We start from the raw sequence: 18,361 nt of genomic DNA on the forward strand, positions 1-18,361 counted from the left end.
CCGGCTCACGAGGGGGACGACCGGTCGCGCCTGGCGCGCCGCCGCTCGGTGATCCGCGCCGCCCATCGCTCCCACGGCGGGCTGACCGCCCAGTTCACGGCGAGGGTGTGCCAGGCCCAGCGGAACCGTCGGGCCAGAGCCTGCCGGGACGCGAACGTGCGCCCCGAGACCCCGACGACCAGCCGACCGTCGTAGCGCACACGAGCGTCGCTCCCGAGCTGGAGGCTCAGGTCGGTGTCGTCGTGGACGTGCGGGTCGTCCCGGTGCACGAGGTGCCTGACCTCGCGCCACGCGACGACACGGATCGCCATGTTGGACCCCCACAGGGGCACGTTGCCCGACGCGGCATGCATCCCCCAGTAGTAGCAGCGCATGTAGAAGAGCCGCGCGAGGCGAGCGCGGACGACAGGCAGGTCGTAGAACCGCCCGGAGCCGGTGAGTGCCGTCAGACCAGGGTCCGCCGCGAAGGCCTCGTGCACGCGCTCCAGCCAGTCCGGCGGGGGCATCGTGTCCGCGTCGCAGCGCACGATGACGCCGGACGCCACGGCGTCGTAGCCCGTCGAGGCGGCTGCCGGGATGCCGGGCGAGGGCTCGACGACCACTCGTGCGCCTGCCCGCCGTGCCACGTCGGCGCTGTCGTCGGTCGAGGCGTTGTCGACCACCACCACCTCGCGGGGTGGCCGGCTCTGCCGGGCGATGGCCTCGAGGCAACGTTCCAGGTGCCGTGCGTCGTCCTTGACGGGAATGACGACGGTCAACGGCAACGCGTCGGCCCGGGACGTGGGGCTCATGACCCGCGCACCAGGAGGACACCGGCGGCGAGTGCCCCGATCCCACCTGCCACGAGGTCGCCCAGCGTGTCGAGGTAGCCCACGTTGATCGCAGGGTCCACGAACCTGGTGCCCGCCCACTCGCCGACCTCCCACAGCAGGGCGAGCAGGACCCCGAGCGCCGCTGCCGTGACGACGGCGCCGAGCCGAGGGCGCGAGAGGCCGTCCATGACCGCGCGGGTGGGTCTGCCGCCCAGGCCGTCGAGCAGGGGGCCGGGCGAGGGGAGTGCCCCTAGGAAGACGAGGACCGCGTACGCCAGGACCGTGAGTACGGCGGTCGCTACCAGGTGCACGGCGAGGTCGAGCCAGGAGAGCTGGGCGTAGAGGTCGAGGAGCGCGATCCAGGCGGCGGCGCTCAGGACGAGGCCGACGAGCGGATCGAGCGGCCCCTTGAGACCGACGGCCCGGGGGATCACCGCGCCCAGCAGGACGAGGGAGAGCAGGGCGGTGGCCACGAGCCCGTAGAGAAGGGAGCCCACCGGGATCGCGATCCCTGCGAGGACGCGCACGACGTCTCCCACAGTGGTGGACACCGCGGAGCGTCTCTCGATCTCGCCGGTGGTCATCGAGCAAACGTAGCGACCCCCGCGGAGTCCCGCTCAGCGGCCGGGGCACGGGAGGTCGCGAGTCGCGCACGCCCGTGCGAGCCTGCCCAGATGTCTGCCACGACCACTGCGTCCCCGTCCACGCCCCTGAACCGCTCGGTCGGGGGCCGCCTGCTCTACGTCTTCATCCTGGGTGACGTGCTCGGTGCGGGGGTCTACGCCCTGGTCGGCGAGATGGCCGGGAAGGTGGGCGGCGCCGTCTGGCTGCCCCTGCTCGTCGCGCTCGGACTGTCCCTGCTGACCGCGGGCTCGTACGCCGAGCTCGTCACGAAGTACCCGGCCGCCGGGGGCGCCGCGGTGTTCGCCGAACGCGCCTTCAAGGTACCGATCGTGTCGTTCCTCGTGGGGTTCTGCATGCTCGCCGCGGGCGTCACGAGCGCGGCGGGTCTGTCCCTCGCCTTCGCCGGCGACTACTTCGGCTCGTTCGTGGACCTCCCTGTCGTGCCGGTCGCGCTCGTGTTCCTGCTCCTCGTCGCGGCGCTCAACGCGCGTGGCATCCAGGAGTCCTTGCGTGCGAACGTCGCGATGACCGCGATCGAGCTCTCCGGGCTGCTCCTGATCGTGGTGCTCGCGGCCGTCGTCCTCACCCGGGGCGACGCGTCACCGGGCCGGGCCCTCGAGTTCACCCAGGGCACCACCCCGGCGCTCGCGGTCCTCTCTGCCTCGCTCATCGCGTACTACTCGTTCGTCGGCTTCGAGACCTCGGCCAACCTGGCCGAGGAGGTCAAGGACGTCCGGCGGGTCTACCCCCGTGCGCTCTTCGGCGCACTGATCACCGCAGGCGTCGTGTACGTCGCCGTCGGTGTGGCCGCCGTCGCGGTGGCGCCCCCCGAGCAGCTCGCGGGCTCGACCGGGCCGCTGCTCGAGGTCGTGAAGGTCGCCGACGTCGTACCGGAGCGCGTCTTCGCCGTGGTGGCTCTCGTCGCGGTCGCGAACGGCGCCCTGCTCACCATGATCATGGCGAGCCGCCTCACCTACGGCATGGCGCGACAGGGACTGCTGCCCGCAGGTCTGGCCCGGGTGCTCCCCGGCCGCCGGACCCCGTGGGTCGCGATCGTCGCGACGACCGTCGTCGCGATGGGGCTCGTCTTCACGGGAGACCTGGGTGCGCTCGCGGAGACCGTGGTGCTCCTGCTCCTCGTGGTGTTCATCAGCACCAACGTCGCGGTCCTGGTCCTGCGCCGGGACACCGTGAAGGAGGACCACTTCCGCGTCGCGACGATCGTGCCCGTGCTCGGGACCGCGAGCTGCGTCCTGCTCCTGACGCAGCAGGCCGGGCAGACCTGGCTCCGCGCGGGGGCTCTCGTCCTGGTGGGTGTCGTGCTCTACCTGGTCACGCGGCTCGTCCGCCGGCGGACGGCTACGCCGCCCCGCGGGGACTGATGATCGACGGCGGTCCCCAGATGCCAGTGGGCAGGGAGGGGCGCACGGTGGAGGACCACATCGGTTTCACCGAGGAGGCACGAGATGTACCTGCACGTGCAGCGACTGATCAACGACATCGTGGCCGACGAGCCTGACCCCGCAGCGGCGAACGCGCTCCAGGAAGGACTGGGAGGTCAGTTCGGGGAGATGCGCACGATGATGCAGTACCTCTTCCAGAGCATCAACTTCCGTGGACCCGCGGGAAAGCCCTACCGGGACCTGCTCCAGGGGATCGGGACCGAGGAGATCAGCCACGTCGAGCTGATCGGCACGACCATCGCCCGCCTGCTCGACGGTTCGCCCCGGTACAACGGGAAGAAGACCGACCCCCTCGACACCCCGGGTGCGGGAGGCAGGACGCCGCTGGACCTGGCGCTCGGGGTGGGGAACATCCACCACTACCTGGTCGCGGCCCAGGGGGCACTGCCCGTGGACGCCGCGGGCAACCCTTGGAGCGGGAGCTACGTCTACAACTCGGGCAACCTGGTGCTGGACCTCCTGTACAACCTGATGCTCGAGTCGACCGGGCGCCTGCAGAAGTGTCGGATCTACGAGATGACGGACAACAAGACGGCGCGCTCGACGATCTCCTACCTGATCGTGCGCGACCAGGCGCACGAGAACGCGTACGCCAAGGCCCTGGAGACCCTCGGCGTGGACTGGGGCAAGGTCCTGCCGATCCCCACGACGAACGCGGAGAAGTTCCCCGAGGTCAAGAAGCTCGTCGACCTGGGGCTGCAGTCCAAGCAGTACACGTTCGACCTCGAGGGGGCCTCGGAGGCTGGTCGCATCTTCCAAGGCACGTCGCCCTCGAACGACGGGACCGAGCTCGACGCGACCGAACAGGCTCCCGCCGGCGTCCCGTCGACCATCGCCCGGGAGCGCTACGAGGAGTTCTCCCCGGGCCTCGACCCTGACCTGCTCGCCCTCATCCAAGCGACCGCGGACCTCGAGATGGCCGACGCCGCGGACCCGCTGTTCGCGCCGACGCGCAACGCCTAGGCACAGGCACCGACCCGCGGTGACGAGACCCTCCGGTGCGTGTGGAGGGTCTCAGCCTGCCCTCACCGGCCGGACGAGGTTCTCGCGCAGGTGCCGCGCGTACCCGCCGGGAGTGCGGCCCGTCGTGCGACCCGAGGTGAGGACCCGGCCCTCGTCGGAGGCCACGACGCGCGCTCCCGCGCCCCGGGCGCGGGCCACGAGGTCGACGTCCTCGTGCTCGGCGACCCTCGGGAAGCCGCCTGCGGCGAGGTAGAGGTCGCCGCGGATCCCCAGGTTCGCCCCGTGCACGTGGCCGTTCGCATGTCCGACGGGATGCGTCGCCACCCAGGCGGCCTGCTGCGCGGGGGAGAGGTCGTCGAAGTCGGGACGCACGGTGCCGATCACGAGGTCGGCCCCTGCCTCCGCGACCCCGACCTGGTGCGTGAGCCAGTGCGGGGGCACCGCCGAGTCCGCGTCGGTGCTCGCGATCCACAGCCGTGCCGGGCGGCCCCTGCCGATCTTCTCCGTCGCGGCCTCGACCCCGGCGGCGCGTGCTGCCCCGACCCGCCGGTATCCCGTCTCGATCACGGTGAACGGAGACGAGCGTGCAAGCGAGACCGACCCGTCGGTGCAGTCGTCGAGGACGAGCACGACCTCGACCCGCACGGCCGGTCGCTCGTCCCGCATCCGCGCGACGGCCGCGTCGAGCGCGGCCAGGCAGCGGGGGAGGAGCTCCTCCTCGTCGTTCACCGGCACGACGACGGCCAGTCGCGTCACGCGGTCCGGTGCGCTCATGCCAGCCCCGCCTCGGCGGCGACCGAGCGTCCCGGCGGTCGGACGAAGACCTCCAGGACGAAGTCCTCCTCGAGGTGATGCACGAGGCGCACGATCTCGGCGCGCGCAGCGAGGGCTGCATGGACGTCGTCGCCCCGCAACGGGTACTCGGGCACCGGGTGCCGCCAGTGACACGCGACCAGGACGCCGTCCGCGGTGAGGGACCCGACCGCACGGGAGATCGCGGTCTCCAGGTCGCTCGCACCGTAGTAGTACCCGACCTCGGAGAGCACCACGAGGTCGAAGAGCCCTTCGGGCCACTCGGCAGGCGTCTGGAGACGCAGGAGCTCGACCTCGTCACCGAGGCGGTCGCGGGCTGCTGCGAGCGCGGCCGCAGCGACGTCGACCCCCACGAGACGGTCGCAGCGGGTGGCGAGATCCGCCGTCAGGACACCGGTCGAGCAGCCGACCTCCAGGCCGGCCCGAAAGCGTGCACGCGGCAGCGACGCGAGCGTCACGGCGCGCTTTCGTTCCTCGTACCAGCGCGTCTCGAAGCCCCACGGGTCGGGGCGGCCGCGGTAGAACGCGTCGAAGAAGCCGGCGGGCAGGCTCTCGGAGGTCGCCGATCCGGACCCTGGTCCGCGCCCCGCCGCCGATCCGGACCCCGTCGCCAAGGACGGCGCGGCCGGGGCGGGCGACGGGCACGGTGCCTCGACGAAGACCTCCACGGCGCGGTCGGCGTGCCGCAGCATCTCCGGTCCGACGGTCGCCGCGTCCCGAGGGTCCGGGGACAGCGGCTCGACCTGCGACCGGTGCGCGGCCAGCGCGAACCTCTTGGCTGTTCGCTCCTGCGGCGTGAGCGTGAGCGCCCGCATGTCCTCGGTGGCGGTCCGGTCGTCCGGGTTGCCCCAGTGCCACCACCAGATCGGGTACTCCAGGAGCCGTGCGCCCCGCTCGCCGGCGACCGCGGCCGCGACCTCGCCGGCGATGCGGTGGTCGCGGTGGCCGTCGCCGCGCCACGGTGCGCACAACAGCACCGGGCCGCCCTCGCCGGGTCCGCGCTCGTCCTCCGTCACCGGGCCGAGGATCGCGGACAGCCGTCGGTGCAAGGTGGGACGGTGCTCCCGCAGCCCTCCGTCCGGCAGCCCCAGGAAGACCACGGCTGCACCGGGAGCGGCCACGTCGATCGCGTCCACGAGCTCGCGACGCCGCAGGCCCGCGAGCCGAGCAGGGGAGAGCGTGGGGGAATCCGGGTGGGACGCCTCGCCGTCCGTCGCGACGACGACCGTGACCGGCGTGCCCCGGTACGTGAGCCGGGCCAAGAGGCCGCCCGCGCCCAGCGACTCGTCGTCGGGGTGGGCGGCGAGGACGACGAGGTGGGGCGCGCCGTCGGGAAGGTCGAGGGGAGGCAACCTGTCGAGGAGACCAGCGGCCCTCCAGGCGTCCTCGGTGGTGCCCGGGTCTCGATGGTCGAACGTCACCACGGCGCGACCCCGCGGGCCACGAGGTCACGGCCCAAGGAGGCGTCGTCACGCTCGGCGTGGTGCTGGCGCACGTAGAGCTGCAGGTCGGCCAGACGGCGCGCGTAGGCCTCGTCGGCCGTCATCGGGCCTGGACCCAGGGCGTGCGAGCACCGCTGCACGGTCTCCTCGACCGCGCGCGCGACTGCGCCGCGCGCCCGCCGGGCGAGCACCCCGGGGGCGACCTCGGCGTCCGCGGTGCCGTCCACGTCCCGGCTTGCCTCGACGAGCGTCGTCCGTGCGCTGGTCAGCGCGATGTCGATCGCGCCCAGGTGGGCGAGCATGATCTGGTCGGGCTCGCGACGCGCGGTCGCCGCATACAGCTCACGCGCGAGGCCCACGGCGCCGCCCCACCAGCAGGCTGCGACACCGATGCCACCCCAGGCGAAACCTGGGCGGTCGAGGTACCACCCGGGACCCCCGACCGGGACTGCCGCTGCGCCGTCGAAACGCACGGGAGCACTGACGATCTCCGCGAACCCGCGCGCGACCCACGGGCCGTCGTCGGGCCGGACGCCGGGAGCGCGCAGGTCGACGGCGAACAACCGCCGACCGTCGCCGGTCCACGCGGTCACCAGCGCGTGCGAGAGCGTCGCGGCGAGCGAGCACCACGGCTTGACCCCCGTGAGCCGCCAGCCGTCCCGGCTCTCCTGAGCCTCCAGGCGCGCGCCCGGACCTTCCGCCGCGAAGACGCCCCAGGTGCTGGTCTCGTCGACGGCGATCGATGGCAGCTTCACCTCGTCCGGGACCTGCGCCAGGATCGCGAGCGCGTCGAGGTGCGGCTCGAGGACGCGAGCGACACCGACGTCGGCCGCGGCGGTCGAGGCGAGCAGCTCCCACAGATCGAGCGTCCGGCCGGTGCCCGGGGCGGGCGTCGAGCGGCCGACCTCGGCGGCCCAGGCCAGGGCCGCCACGACGTCACCGCTCATCGTCGGTACGTGCGCGACGGTCGTCGCCAGGCGCCGGGAGCGCTCGTCGTCCCGCCGTGAGGGGTCGAGGACGACGGTGAGGTGCTCGGGGACGGTGGTGCTCGGATCGGTCACGAGTGCTCCTGTGGTCTAGCGGGGTTCCCGCAGACTAGGCGTGCTCCGGGTCCCTCGCACGCCGCCCGCACCACGCGCGACGTGAGGACGATCACCCCGACGGACCGCGTCAAGAACAGACCGGACGGATGCCCTGACCGCTCGTGCTCACCGGCGGCTCGCCTGCCGCCTGCCGAGGTGCCGGGGACGTCTCGAAGAACAGGTCGAGGTCGTCGGCAGTGGGCGCGGCGATGCCGGAGCCTTCCGCGAGGGTCTCCATGAGGCGGCGGGCGAGGTGCCGGATCGACTCGTTGGTGACGTTCGAGTGGTGGCGCAAGAGGTCGAAGGCCTCGTTCTCGGCCATGCCGTACACCGTCATGACCGCGCCCTTGGCCTGCTCGATCACGGCCCTGCTCTGTGCGGAGGACTTGATGGCCGCCGTCGCCTCGCGCTGGGACAGCTCGCGCTGCGTGATCGTGAGGTCGACGAAGTACCCGGAGACCTGTGTGACCTCGTCCGTCCCGGGCTCCTTGCGAGCCCGGCCGACGACCCCGAGGGTCCGGGTGTGGCCGTGCGCGTCGATGATGCGGTGCACGCACGCGAACGGCTCGCCCGACGAGCACGCGTTCGCGAGGACCGCCTCGACGCGGGCGCGATCGTCGGGATGCTTGTGGGCAAGCATCAGGGCGGTGGTCGGTGCCACCTCGCCGGGCGCGAACCCGTGCATCTCGTAGAGGCCGTCCGACCACCACCAGGTCCCCGTGCGGACGGTCAGGACGAACTGACCGACGGGTTGGGGCGTCCCGGCGAGCAGGACCTCCATGAGGTCCGCGTCAAGAGGGCGATCCAGGTCGTACGAGGTCGTCATCTCACCTCCAGGGGCAGGGAGGCTCAGGGCCTCCTTCCAGACTCCTGACCGGATGCTAGCGCCGGACCGCGACTCCGGCACGGGCGCTTCGCGGACCGCGAACGCCGGGCCGACGCCCGGGCCCTCCGGCACGAGGCCTGCTCCGTGCGTGGCTAGAGACGCTCGTCGGCGACGTCGGCGACGTCGGTGACGTCGGTGATCGCGACGTCGACGGTGACGGCGCCGGCCTCGGGAGCGAGGTCGCCGAGGACCGTGGCAAGGTGCGAGGTGGCCAGCCGACGGACGGCGGAGGCCAGGGGGAGGAGCGGCTCGTCGAACGCTGCGAGGATCTCGATCGTGACGGTCACGAGCCGGTCGTGGTCGTCGGTCGAGCAGGTGATCGTGAGGGGAGACGCGCTCGGCACCGCGACGACCGCCTCACGGAGGGTCGTGACGAGGACGTCCGAGGCGATGAAGTACTCGACGACACCGGTGGGCGTGGTCGTCCGTCCGCGGACCGGAGCGGAGGGGCGGAAGGCCGAGAGGGCCTTCAGCAGGGCGTTCTCGCGGACGAGGGTCCACCCCTGGTCGGTGTGGCGGCGTAGCGCCTGGGTGGCGCGGTCGAGGACTGCGTCGTCGTTCATCGCCATCCCTTCATCCTCTCGGCCAGCGTCGCGCGGGCCCGGTGGAGCATCCCGCGCACGGAATCGTGGGTCGTGCCGAGGATGTCGGCGATCTCGGCGTAGTGCAGCCCCTCGACCTCGCGCAGCAGCCAGCACGACCTCTGCAACGGTGGCAGACCGAGCAAGGCGATGTCGAGGGCTTCGACGAGCGCGGTGTCCACGGCATCCTGGTCCGGTGCGTGGGAAGTGGACTCGACGAGGTCGTCGGGCAGCGGGCCGGGAAGGCGAGCCGCGCGGCTCCGGTGGCGGTAGGCCTGGCGGGTCGCGATCCCGAAGAGCCAGGTCCGCGGGGCGGACTCGCCGCGGAAGGCGGGGAAGCCGGTCCAAGCGGCCACCAGGGTGTCCTGCAGGCAGTCCGCGGCGACCTCCGGGTCCTGGACCATGCGCAGGACGTAGCGGTACATCGCCGGGCCGTGCCTGTCGACGAGAGCCGTGAAGGCAGTGCGGTCACGCAGGGCAGCCCTGCGTGCGAGCGACAGGTCGGAGACTGCCCCCGCGTAGCCACCATCACCGACGGCTTCCACCTGTCCGACGATAGCGCCCGACGGAAGCCCCGCCATCGGCGAGGGTGAGTGTGACCTAGGTCACACCAATGCGGCGTGACGTTCCGGCAGCGGAGCGGCACTCACTGGGGAACGTCGCAGATCGTCCTGCCGGCGCGCAGGGCGTCCCGAGCACGAGGAGCGAACGATGAGCGAGCAGAGCACACCCACCACGGGAGCATCAGCACCCAGCACGGTCTCACGTCCCGGAGACGCCGGGCCGGCACGAACGGCGCGCGAGATGGTCGACCGCCCTTCGGCTCTCGCCTCCGAGCACGGCAGCACGACGATCGCCGATCAGGTCGTCGCCAAGATCGCGGGCATCGCGACCCGCAACGTCCAGGGGGTCTACGCGGTCGGCGGGGGAGCGGCCAGGGCCTTCGGTGCCATCCGCGAGTACATCCCGGGCAGCGGCAGCGACACCACCTCGGGCGTCCACGTCGAGGTGGGAGAGCGTCAGGCCGCCGTCGACCTCGACCTCGTCGCGGACTACGGCGTGTCGATCGCGGACCTCGCCCAGGCGGTCCGTCGGAGCGTGATCACCTCGATCGAGCGCATGACCGGGCTCGAGGTGACCGAGGTCAACATCGACGTCAACGACGTCCACCTGCCCGGTGACGACGCCGACTCCGGCCCCGACCGGCGCACCCAGCGCGAGCAGTCCTCCGGCAGCGGTGAGGGCGAGGACGGTGGCGGGCGGGTCCGATGACCTCGTCGCCACCTCCTCACGCCGCGACACCTGGGTCCTCGAGCGAGGGCCGGGAGGCGGCCGCGCCCACCCCGCTGGACGTCGCCGAGTCGTTCGAGCACGCACACGCGGGGACGGGGCTCGGCGAGCCTCTGCGTCCTCCCGCCGACCGGTTCCTGCCGCCTCTGCCCGACGACGTCGCCCAGGGGGAGATCGCCGAGAGGATCGTCGCAGCCGTGCTCGCCGTCCCGGGGGTCGCACGGCTGCACGCAGGGGTCTTCGGCGAGGTCGCGACCTACCTCCCTGGCCGTGCCGTCACGGGGGTCCGGCTCCGTCCCGAGGAGACCGAGGTCCACCTGGTCGTCGCGCCCGACCGTCCGATCCCTGCGGTCGCTCGTGACGTCCACGAGACCGTACGTGCGCTGGCCACCGGGCCCGTCCGCGTGTTCGTCGAGGACGTCGAGTCCCCGTCCCCGTCCTCATCCCCGTCCGCGTTCTGAGCGGACACGTCCAAGGAGAGCACATGTCTGTGTCCACGATCGGTCTGCTGACCGGCATACTGCTGGCCCTCGCCGCGATCCTCGGAGGGTTCTGGGGGTTCGTCCTCGCCGTGGTCCTCGGCGGGGTCGGATGGGTCGTCGGCGCCCAGATCGAGGGGCGCATCGACCTCGGTGCCGCCTTCCGCAGCCGACGCCATGTCTGACACGCCGTTCGCCCAGCCGTTGCCCTCGCAGGGTGCGGCCACGACCTCCTCGGACGAGACGGTCGACGCCGGGGACCGCGGAGCGCTGCGCGTCGCGGACAAGGTGGTCGAGAAGGTCACCCGCGCCGCCGTGCTCGGCGTTCCCGGTGTCGCTCCGGACGCGGCTACCACGGGAACTGTCGGGCGAGCGCTGGGCCGGGCGTACCCGCACATCGCCTGCTCCCGTGCCGGTGACCGCGCCCGTGTCCTGCTCGAGATCGCGCTCGTGTGGCCCGCCCCGGCCGCGAGCGTCGCCCGTCAGGTCTGCGAGGCCGTGACCGAACAGCTCCGGACCCTCGCGGGGGTGCACGTGGACGAGGTCCGCGCGACCGTCGCACGCATCGTGGACCCCTCGGACGTCCTCGAGGCCACCGGAACGACCAAGGAGCGACGAGTCCGATGAGCGCACCCACGACACCCCCCGTCCGGACCGTCCCCGCCCCGGCCAGGTCGCCACGGGCGGCCCTCGTCCTGACCTCGTGGGCATTCGTCCTGGCGGTGGTGCTCCTGGCCGTCGCGGTGCTCGCCGGGCAGGCCGCGTACGTGGCGGCACGGGGACAGGGCACGAGCTGGTTCGCGGCTCTCACGGACGCCCTGGACGGACTCGAGCCCGAGACGTGGGTCGGGGTGGCCGGGGTCCTCGTCGCGCTGGTCGGGATCTGGTTGCTCTGGCAGGCCGTCCGCCCCCGTCCGCGCACGACCCTGCGAGTCGTGGCGACCAGCGGTGTCCACCTGCGCTCGGCCGACGTCGCCCGGTGGGTGAACGCCACGGCCCGCGACGTGCCGGGGGTCCTCGACACCAGCACGTCCGTGACCCGGCGCGCCGTGCGGGTCACCGTCCGCACGACGGGCTCTGCGGACATCCTCGCCGAGGTCCGTGACGAGGTCGCTCGTCAGCTCTCGGCGCTCGAGCAACCACCGAGCCTGAGCGTGCGCGCCGGCGAAGGGCGGACACCATGAACCGCACCGTCCTCAGACTCGACCGCGTGCTGCTCGCCCTGTTCGGGCTCGTGCTCGTCGTGGTCGGCGTCGCAGCGTTGCTGTGGACCACGGGCACCTTGGCCGAGTACGTCGACGGCGTCCCCGACTCCCTCGACACGTCCGGCGCGACCACTGCCGCCTCCCAGACCTGGTGGCCCTACGCGACCGGCGCCGTCGCACTGCTCCTCGCGATCGTGGCGGTGTGGTGGATGCTCGCGCACCTTCCCGCCCGTTCCGTGCCCGAACAAGACCTGCCAGGCTCCAGTCGTGCCATGCGTCTGCGCATCGACCGGGGGGCGGTCGCCGACGCGACCGCCCACGCGGCCCAGCAGATCCCCTCGGTCCGCCGATCTACGGCGACCCTGCGCGACGAGGGGTCTGAGCTCGTCCTCAGTCTCCTCGTCACGGTCGACCCCGCCACCGACCTGCCCGATCTGGCCACCCGGCTCGACGACCTCGTCGCTGACGCGGCGACGGTCCTGCCTGACGAGAGGCTCCGCTCCCGCACGACCGTCAGGATGAGGACGAGTCGTCGCTCCGACCGCGGATCGCGCGTCGAGTAGCGAGGGGTGTGCGGCGTGCCTCCGGTCGACGAGGCGCACGGCGTCCCACTAGGTGGTCGGCCCGTGCTGCACCGCGCGACGACCGACGGCGACGACCGCGACGTCGTCCTCGCGGCCCGCGTCGTCGAAGCCAGAGACGAGTCGTTCGCACATCGTCGCCGGGTCGACCCCGGCGCTCTCGGCGGCCAGCAGGGCCAGCCGGTCGAGGGCGTCGGGCAGGGAGGCCCCTCGACGCTCTACGAGCCCGTCGGTCACGAGGACGAGGAGATCCCCGTGCTGCAGCACGTCCTGGTGCACGGGCCGACCCTCCGGGTTCGGCAGGCCGAGGAGGCGTGAGCCTTCCTTCACCCGGAGCACCGTGCCGTCCGCACGGACGACGAGAGCGGGCAGGTGGCCGGCGTCGGTGATCTCCACCGCGCCCGTCCGGGGGTCGAGCACACAGACGCACACGGTCGCGTACTCGGTGTGGTCGCAGCGCAGCGCATCGTTCAGGAGGTTCAACGCGTGCCGGGCGTCATGACCTTCTCGAAGGTAGGCGCGGAGCGTGACTCGCACCTCTGCCATCACCGTCGCTGCGCGGAGCGAGTGGCCCTGGACATCACCGATGACGACGGCGACCCGACCGTCCGGGAGGTCGAACGCGTCGTAGAAGTCCCCGCCCACGTCGAGGCGTGCGTCGGAGGCCTCGTACCTGGCGGCCACCTCGAGGCCGCTCACCTGCAGGCTCGACGGCAGGAGGGCGCGCTGGAGGGCGAGCGCGATGCGCTGCTCCTCCGCGAACGTCCGCAGGTTCGAGAGCGCGACGGTCGCAGCCTCGGCGAATCGTCCGACGGCCGCCTGCTCCTCGTCCGTGAGGTTCTTGTCGCCGTCCACGACCTGGATCCCGAGGCCGCCGACGAGGGCGCCGCTGCTGTCGACGAGCCACATGGTCCACCACTGCGACGGGCCGATCCCGGCCTCCCTCAGCAGGGGAAGCCACGGGGCCGGGACCTCGTCCGCGCCGAACACGGCCGAGTTGACGTCGCCGGGGGCGAGGACGGCCGACGGCCCGCGGCCACGGACGAGTGCGGAACCTTCCGTCACGCAGACCGAGCGCAGCACGAGCCCGGCGTCGGCGACCACCATCGCGACCACGGCCCGGCCGAGGACGGCGCAGGCGCCGCGGGCGGTGTGGTCCACGACGGCCTCGTACGAACGGGCCTCGTGCAAGGGCACCAGCGCGTTGGTGAGCGCTTCGAGACGGCGAGCCGTGCGCCCTGCGCCTCGCTGGGCGTCGTGGCGTCGGCACAAGGCGCTGATGGTCGCGATGAACTCGTCCCGGTCGAGCGGCTCGGGCAGGTACGCGTCCGCGCCACCCTCGAGACCGGCGGTCCGGGAAGCGGCGTCGACGGCCGTCGCGGACACGTGCAGGACGGGGATGTGGGCGGTCGACGGTTCGGCCTTGAGCCTCCTGCAGACCTCACCGCCGTGGATGTCCGGCAGGTTGACATCGAGAACCATCGCGTCGATGTGCGGGTTCGTGCGGACGAGCGCCTCGGCACCGGTCGCCGCCTCGATCACCTCGAAGCCTGCACGACGGAGCCAGCTCGACATGATGTACCGGTGCGCGGCGGTGTCGTCGACGACGAGCACGGTGTGGGGCGAGGTCACCGGGCCTCCTTGGCCCGCCGCAACGTCGCGACGAGGGTGTCACGGGAGATTCCCGCCTTGGGGAGGAAGAGGACGCCGCCGAGGTCGTCCCGCACGGGCAGGGACGCGCTCGACATGAGCACCGTCCCGGTCGCCGGGTGCACCTCGCGGATCCTCGATCGGAGCGTCGGCCCGTCCGTGCCGGGGAGCCGGACGTCCAGGAGCGCGAGGTCCGCCGCGCCGTCGTGCAGCAGGGCCAGTGCGTGCGACGCGTCGTGCGCGACGCTGACGCGCGCGGCGTGGCCCTGCAGCATCGCGACGATGACCGACGCGAACGCCCGGTCGTCGTCCACGACGAGCACGTGCCCGAGGTCGCCGCCCTGGGGGACGGCCTCGGTGCGCACCGGCCTGACCGACACCTCGGACGGGAGGGAGGGCAGGCGGAGCGTGAATACGCTCCCGACGTCCGGCTGCGACGAGGCGACGAGAGTCCCACCGAGCGCCTCCGAGGTCCGCCGTGCGTACGGCAGCCCCAGGCCTGTCCCGCGCACCGAGGGCTGCAGACGGTTCGGCACCTGGACGAACTCCTCGAAGACCGACTCGACGTGCTCCTCGGGAATCCCGAGGCCCGTGTCACGGACGTCGAACCGCACCAGGTCGCCGTCCCTCTCCGCACGGAACTCGATGTGTCCCTCGTCCGTGAACTTCGCGGCGTTCGCCAGGAGGTTGCGCAGCACCCTCGCGGCGAGGCGCCGGTCCGTCACCAGGGCGAGGTCGGGCGGCGAGGAGGCTCTGAGCGTCACCCCGGGCCGAAGGAGCGGGAGGGTCGTCCCCCGCAGCTCGTCGAGCAGCTGGGCGACGTCGACGGGCGCCGGCTCCACGTCCTCGTGGCCGGCCTCGGCCCGTGCGAGGTCGAGCAGCTCGTCGACGAGCTGGAGCATCGTCGTGGCGCTCTCGCGCAGGTAGGTCGCCTGCTGGGCCTGGTCCGCGTCGAGGTGGGAGTCGGCGAGCAGCGACGTCAACCCGAGGATCGAGTTCACCGGGGAGCGCAGCTCGTGGCTCACGTTGCGCAGGAAGCGGGTCTTCGCCTCGTTCGCAGCCGCGAGCTCGCGACCGCGCTCGTCGAGCTCGGCGTAGAGGGCGACGACCCCCGTGTTCGTCTCCTCGAGCTCGGACGAGAGCTGGTCGTACATCGCGAGCACCCCACGGTTCGTCTCCTCGAGCTCCTCGTTGAAGCGCCGGAGGTACTCCTTCTGCTGCGTCAGCTCGTCGAGGGTGCGTACGAGCTCCGTGTTCTGCACGCGCAGCTCGTCCAGCGCGTCGGCGACGTGGGCCGCGGCGGTGGACCGTCGGACGCGGGCGAGCGAGGCCTCGTCGACCCGGGCCGTGACGCTCAGCAGCTTGGTGAGGACGACCCGCGTGCCAGTCGGTTCGATCTCGAGGTCCCGGACGAGCCGTCGCGCCGCCGGGACACCCCCGTCGCTCGAGTCCCCGTCGAGCACGAACGCGACGTCGGGGGTAATCTCGGCGCGGAGGGTCGCCTGGGGGGTGCCCGGCACGACGGCGATGACCACGTCGGCGGTCCCGGTGGCGACCGCCGCTCTGCCCATCTCCGACAACGCGGTCGCGACGCGGACCTGGTCCTGGACGTCCAGCCCGAGCTGGCGGCAGATCTCACGGCCGGCGCGGCGCAGGGCGATCACGTCGGCGTCGGAGCGGAGCTGTGTGGCGAGGATGGGCATGGTCAGGTCTCCGACCACGTGACGGGCAGCACCGCCACGCACGAGTCGTCGGGGCGCACCGCGTGGTCACGCAGCAGGACGCCGGCGACGACGAAGGGGGATCGGGCGGCGAGGCCCGGATAGTCCGCGAGCGACCAGCGGTTGGTGAGTCCGTCGCTGTGCATCACGACGACGTCGCCCCGCTCGACCGGGTACGTCGTCTCGCGCAGCTGGCGCGTCGGCACACCGGCGATGCCGGGGTGGGACACCAGGCCACGAGCGCGGTCGCCGTGGACGGTCCCGGAGATGTTGCCGAGGCCCGCGTAGTGCAGCACACCACCGCTCACCTGGGCGATCGAGACAGCGGCCCCGCGCGTTCCTGACAGGGCGCGGTGCACCCGCTCGAGAAGTGCGACGGGTGATCCCGGGGGAGCGTCGAGGAACGTCCGTACCGCAGCACCGGAGGCCGCTGCGGCGAGGGGCCCGTGTCCCAGACCGTCCGCCACCATGAGGGTCGCGACGCCGGCGTCGTGCCGGACCGCGAACGCGTCTCCGCACGCCTCCTGGCCGGTCATGGGTCGGGTCACGCCGGTCGGGCGACGCGCCCCTGCCACCGTGCCCCGCCCGGCGAAGGTCGCGGCGATGACCGTGCCCTGTCCGGGCGAGGTCCACGCGTCCCAGGAGGAGGCGAGGCGAGGGACGGTGCCGAGCCCGATACCGAGGGTTCCGCGGGTGGAGACTCCGTCCTGCATGGCCGCGGTGATGTCTCGCATGCCGGGGCCGGAGTCGACCGCGAGCATCTCGAGCTCGGCGGCGTCCCCGGTCCGGCAGACACGCACGAGCACCCTCCCGGACCCGGCGTGCTTGACCTGGTTGGTGGCCAGCTCTGAGACGACGATCCCGACCTTCGCCGCACGGTCCTCGTCGAACCCCAGGTCCCGGGCGACGATGCTCGCCGCACGGCGCACGCGACCGACCGCCGACGGATGGTCCACGGTGTACCACGTGCCGTTCTCGACGATGCTGCGGCGCTCGTCGACTCCGCTCGATGCCGTCATCGCGACCAGGTCGCGATCTCGACGCGCGTACCGGCCCCGGCCGCGGTGTCGATCGCGAAGTGCTGGACGAGCCGGCGCGACCCGGACAGGCCCAGGCCGAGCCCGCCGCCGCTGGTCCAGCCGTCGGTCAGTGCCAGGTCGAGGTCAGGGATGCCGGGTCCGTCGTCCTTGAAGACGGCGCGCACGCCTGTCCGCGGGCCGTCGGCGACCAGCTGCACCTCGGCGTCGCCGCCGCCCCCGTACACGAGCGTGTTGCGTGCCAGCTCGCTCGCGGCCGTGACGAGCTTGGTCTGGTCCACCAGCGAGAGGCGCGCCTGCTGGGCGAGGGTCCGCACGAGCTGACGCACCTTGACGACGTCGGAGTCGGTGAGGATGGGCACGCGTTCGACGGTCGCCGTCGGGGTGCTCATCTCTCCTCGCGCTCAGCGGCCGCGAGGAGGATGTCCTCCGCAGACTCCTCGACCGTGCCCAGGAGCGCGAGGGCACGTTCGACGTCGAGCGCGGTGCGGACGTTGCCGAGGGAGAGTCCCAGCTCGACCATCGTGATCGCGACGGCAGGCCGCATCCCGACCACGACGGTCGTCGCGTCGAGCACGTGCGAGATGCTGGCGGCCGAGGCCAGCATGCGCCCGATGAACGAGTCGACGATCTCCAGGCCGGAGATGTCGATGATGACCCCGCGCGCTCCGGTCTCCGTGATCCGCGTCGCGAGATCCTCCTGGAGCTGCAGGGCGGTGTCGTCCTGCAGGTCCACCTGGATCGAGACGAGGAGCGTGGAGCCGATCTTGAGGACGGGAACGCCGTCGGTCACGCGGGCAGGCCCTTCTGACGTGCCCCGCGGCCTGAGCGGAGGGCGTCGACGAGGGCGTCGGCGAGCGTCGCACGCGTGCGGATGTCGCCGAACTCGATGCCGAGAGCCACGATCGTCTGCGCGATCTGGGGCCGGATCCCGCTGATCGTGCACTCGGCCCCCATGAGGCGTGCCGCGACCACGGTCTTGAGGAGGTGCTGCGCGACCTGGGTGTCGACGGCGGGGACACCCGTGATGTCGATGATCGCGTGCTCGCTCCCCGTGTCGACGAGCGTGTTGAGGAGGCGCTCCATGACCACCTGGGCGCGGGCGGAGTCGAGCGTCCCCACGAGCGGCACCGCGACGATGCCCTCCCAGAGCTTGACCACGGGCGTCGAGAGCTCGAGAAGCTGTTCGGCCTGCTCGGTGATGATGGACTCGCGGGCCGCGGCGAAGGCCTCGAACGTCAGGAGACCGAGCTGGTCGACGAGCTGCAGCAGCGGCACGATGTCGGTGTCGGGGGAGGCCAGGGGGTACAGGCCGTCCTTGAGGGCGAACAGGCCGATCGCGGTCTCGCGCGGCGTGAACCCGAGCCGGGCGCGCACCGCCGAGACGTCGGCGAGGATGCCGCGGAGCTGGTCGAACGCCGCGTCCGTCACGACGGTGCCACCAGCCCGAAGTCCGTCGACCAGGGCGTCGAAGATCTCGGCCTGCTCGCGCTCGAGCTCACCTCGTGAGGTGCGACCGTGGAGCTCGCGTGCGGCAGCCTCGAGCCACACGGCGCGGATGTCGTCCGCGCGGGTGGCAAGTGTCTGGGAGAGGGCTAGGTGTACTGACCTGACAGGTTGGTCAATCGGGTGGCTGGTGGCTTGTTCCCGCAGGCGGTGTGGGGTCGGTGGTGGTTGTACTCGTGGATCCATGCTGCCAGGGCGGCTCGTCGTTCGGCTTCTGAGGCGTAGC

Annotated in this window: 23 protein-coding genes; 8 read left to right on the forward strand and 15 right to left on the reverse strand. The window is 72.4% G+C overall.

Annotation, left to right across the window (positions count from 1 at the left end; genetic code table 11):
- Positions 1-5 precede the first annotated feature (5 nt).
- Together IE95_RS0117335 and IE95_RS0117340 are read right to left on the reverse strand one after the other, a co-directional pair.
- Positions 6-791 carry a glycosyltransferase family A protein gene (locus tag IE95_RS0117335; RefSeq protein WP_030153239.1) on the reverse strand — a complete coding sequence of 262 codons (786 nt, stop codon included), beginning with the start codon at positions 789-791 and terminating at the stop codon, positions 6-8.
- On the reverse strand, positions 788-1,396 hold the full coding sequence (locus tag IE95_RS0117340; RefSeq protein ID WP_030153242.1) for a DUF2238 domain-containing protein: 609 nt from the start codon (positions 1,394-1,396) through the stop codon (positions 788-790). Before IE95_RS0117340 ends, IE95_RS0117335 begins: the two co-directional genes overlap by 4 nt.
- Before the next feature lie 90 nt (positions 1,397-1,486).
- Between IE95_RS0117340 and IE95_RS0117345 the strand changes: the two genes are divergently transcribed.
- Together IE95_RS0117345 and IE95_RS0117350 are read left to right on the forward strand one after the other, a co-directional pair.
- Entirely contained in the window at positions 1,487-2,818 is a 1,332-nt protein-coding gene (locus IE95_RS0117345) for an APC family permease (protein WP_051703257.1), read from the forward strand.
- A gap of 84 nt (positions 2,819-2,902) precedes the next feature.
- Positions 2,903-3,862: a manganese catalase family protein gene (locus IE95_RS0117350; protein WP_030153248.1), complete on the forward strand. Its 960-nt coding sequence runs from the start codon at positions 2,903-2,905 to the stop codon at positions 3,860-3,862.
- Between the two features lie 51 nt (positions 3,863-3,913).
- Here the strand turns inward: IE95_RS0117350 and IE95_RS0117355 are convergent, their stop codons facing one another.
- The 6 genes from IE95_RS0117355 to IE95_RS0117380 form a co-directional block, all read right to left on the reverse strand.
- Complete coding sequence (locus tag IE95_RS0117355) at positions 3,914-4,636, reverse strand: glycosyltransferase family 2 protein (protein ID WP_036572517.1); 723 nt, start codon at positions 4,634-4,636, stop codon at positions 3,914-3,916.
- Positions 4,633-6,027: a bifunctional PIG-L family deacetylase/class I SAM-dependent methyltransferase gene (locus IE95_RS0117360; protein ID WP_240666417.1), complete on the reverse strand. Its 1,395-nt coding sequence runs from the start codon at positions 6,025-6,027 to the stop codon at positions 4,633-4,635. Before IE95_RS0117360 ends, IE95_RS0117355 begins: the two co-directional genes overlap by 4 nt.
- 65 nt (positions 6,028-6,092) lie before the next feature.
- Complete coding sequence (locus tag IE95_RS0117365) at positions 6,093-7,178, reverse strand: acyl-CoA dehydrogenase (protein ID WP_240666418.1); 1,086 nt, start codon at positions 7,176-7,178, stop codon at positions 6,093-6,095.
- Between the two features lie 109 nt (positions 7,179-7,287).
- A complete protein-coding gene (locus tag IE95_RS19240) occupies positions 7,288-8,025 on the reverse strand; it encodes a PAS and ANTAR domain-containing protein (RefSeq protein WP_084690391.1) in 738 nt (245 codons plus the stop codon).
- Positions 8,026-8,177: 152 nt separating this feature from the next.
- Complete coding sequence (locus IE95_RS0117375) at positions 8,178-8,654, reverse strand: hypothetical protein (protein ID WP_030153260.1); 477 nt, start codon at positions 8,652-8,654, stop codon at positions 8,178-8,180.
- Positions 8,645-9,211 carry an RNA polymerase sigma factor gene (locus IE95_RS0117380; RefSeq protein WP_206053356.1) on the reverse strand — a complete coding sequence of 189 codons (567 nt, stop codon included), beginning with the start codon at positions 9,209-9,211 and terminating at the stop codon, positions 8,645-8,647. The genes IE95_RS0117375 and IE95_RS0117380 overlap by 10 nt, the downstream gene beginning before the upstream one ends.
- Before the next feature lie 166 nt (positions 9,212-9,377).
- Here IE95_RS0117380 and IE95_RS0117385 point away from each other — a divergent pair, with 166 nt between their 5' ends.
- From IE95_RS0117385 to IE95_RS0117410, 6 genes are read left to right on the forward strand one after another with little or no spacing between them, the layout of a single operon-like run.
- Complete coding sequence (locus tag IE95_RS0117385; protein WP_084690392.1) at positions 9,378-9,938, forward strand: Asp23/Gls24 family envelope stress response protein; 561 nt, start codon at positions 9,378-9,380, stop codon at positions 9,936-9,938.
- Positions 9,935-10,417: an Asp23/Gls24 family envelope stress response protein gene (locus tag IE95_RS0117390; protein WP_240666419.1), complete on the forward strand. Its 483-nt coding sequence runs from the start codon at positions 9,935-9,937 to the stop codon at positions 10,415-10,417. The genes IE95_RS0117385 and IE95_RS0117390 overlap by 4 nt, the downstream gene beginning before the upstream one ends.
- 23 nt (positions 10,418-10,440) lie before the next feature.
- On the forward strand, positions 10,441-10,620 hold the full coding sequence (locus IE95_RS0117395) for a hypothetical protein (protein WP_030153270.1): 180 nt from the start codon (positions 10,441-10,443) through the stop codon (positions 10,618-10,620).
- Positions 10,613-11,062 carry an Asp23/Gls24 family envelope stress response protein gene (locus tag IE95_RS0117400; RefSeq protein WP_030153273.1) on the forward strand — a complete coding sequence of 150 codons (450 nt, stop codon included), beginning with the start codon at positions 10,613-10,615 and terminating at the stop codon, positions 11,060-11,062. The genes IE95_RS0117395 and IE95_RS0117400 overlap by 8 nt, the downstream gene beginning before the upstream one ends.
- Entirely contained in the window at positions 11,059-11,619 is a 561-nt protein-coding gene (locus IE95_RS0117405; protein WP_030153275.1) for a DUF6286 domain-containing protein, read from the forward strand. Before IE95_RS0117400 ends, IE95_RS0117405 begins: the two co-directional genes overlap by 4 nt.
- On the forward strand, positions 11,616-12,203 hold the full coding sequence (locus IE95_RS0117410; protein WP_030153277.1) for a hypothetical protein: 588 nt from the start codon (positions 11,616-11,618) through the stop codon (positions 12,201-12,203). The genes IE95_RS0117405 and IE95_RS0117410 overlap by 4 nt, the downstream gene beginning before the upstream one ends.
- Before the next feature lie 48 nt (positions 12,204-12,251).
- Here IE95_RS0117410 and IE95_RS0117415 read toward each other — a convergent pair whose 3' ends face one another.
- The 7 genes from IE95_RS0117415 to IE95_RS21160 all read right to left on the reverse strand — a co-directional run.
- Positions 12,252-13,853: a fused response regulator/phosphatase gene (locus tag IE95_RS0117415; RefSeq protein WP_030153279.1), complete on the reverse strand. Its 1,602-nt coding sequence runs from the start codon at positions 13,851-13,853 to the stop codon at positions 12,252-12,254.
- Positions 13,850-15,574, reverse strand: coding sequence for an ATP-binding protein (locus IE95_RS0117420; RefSeq protein WP_030153281.1), 1,725 nt, complete (start codon positions 15,572-15,574; stop codon positions 13,850-13,852). Before IE95_RS0117420 ends, IE95_RS0117415 begins: the two co-directional genes overlap by 4 nt.
- A gap of 2 nt (positions 15,575-15,576) precedes the next feature.
- Entirely contained in the window at positions 15,577-16,611 is a 1,035-nt protein-coding gene (locus IE95_RS0117425) for an ATP-binding SpoIIE family protein phosphatase (protein WP_030153283.1), read from the reverse strand.
- A complete protein-coding gene (locus IE95_RS0117430) occupies positions 16,608-17,021 on the reverse strand; it encodes an ATP-binding protein (RefSeq protein ID WP_030153285.1) in 414 nt (137 codons plus the stop codon). The genes IE95_RS0117425 and IE95_RS0117430 overlap by 4 nt, the downstream gene beginning before the upstream one ends.
- Complete coding sequence (locus IE95_RS0117435; RefSeq protein ID WP_051703261.1) at positions 17,018-17,422, reverse strand: STAS domain-containing protein; 405 nt, start codon at positions 17,420-17,422, stop codon at positions 17,018-17,020. Before IE95_RS0117435 ends, IE95_RS0117430 begins: the two co-directional genes overlap by 4 nt.
- Positions 17,419-18,180, reverse strand: coding sequence for an STAS domain-containing protein (locus tag IE95_RS0117440; protein WP_164984162.1), 762 nt, complete (start codon positions 18,178-18,180; stop codon positions 17,419-17,421). The genes IE95_RS0117435 and IE95_RS0117440 overlap by 4 nt, the downstream gene beginning before the upstream one ends.
- 44 nt (positions 18,181-18,224) lie before the next feature.
- Positions 18,225-18,361, reverse strand: a 137-nt coding sequence (locus IE95_RS21160) for an integrase core domain-containing protein (protein ID WP_157283444.1), incomplete at its 5' end; no start/stop codon positions are given.

It is taken from the genome of Oerskovia turbata, from assembly GCF_000718325.1.
Classification (GTDB): Bacteria; Actinomycetota; Actinomycetes; order Actinomycetales; family Cellulomonadaceae; genus Oerskovia; species Oerskovia turbata.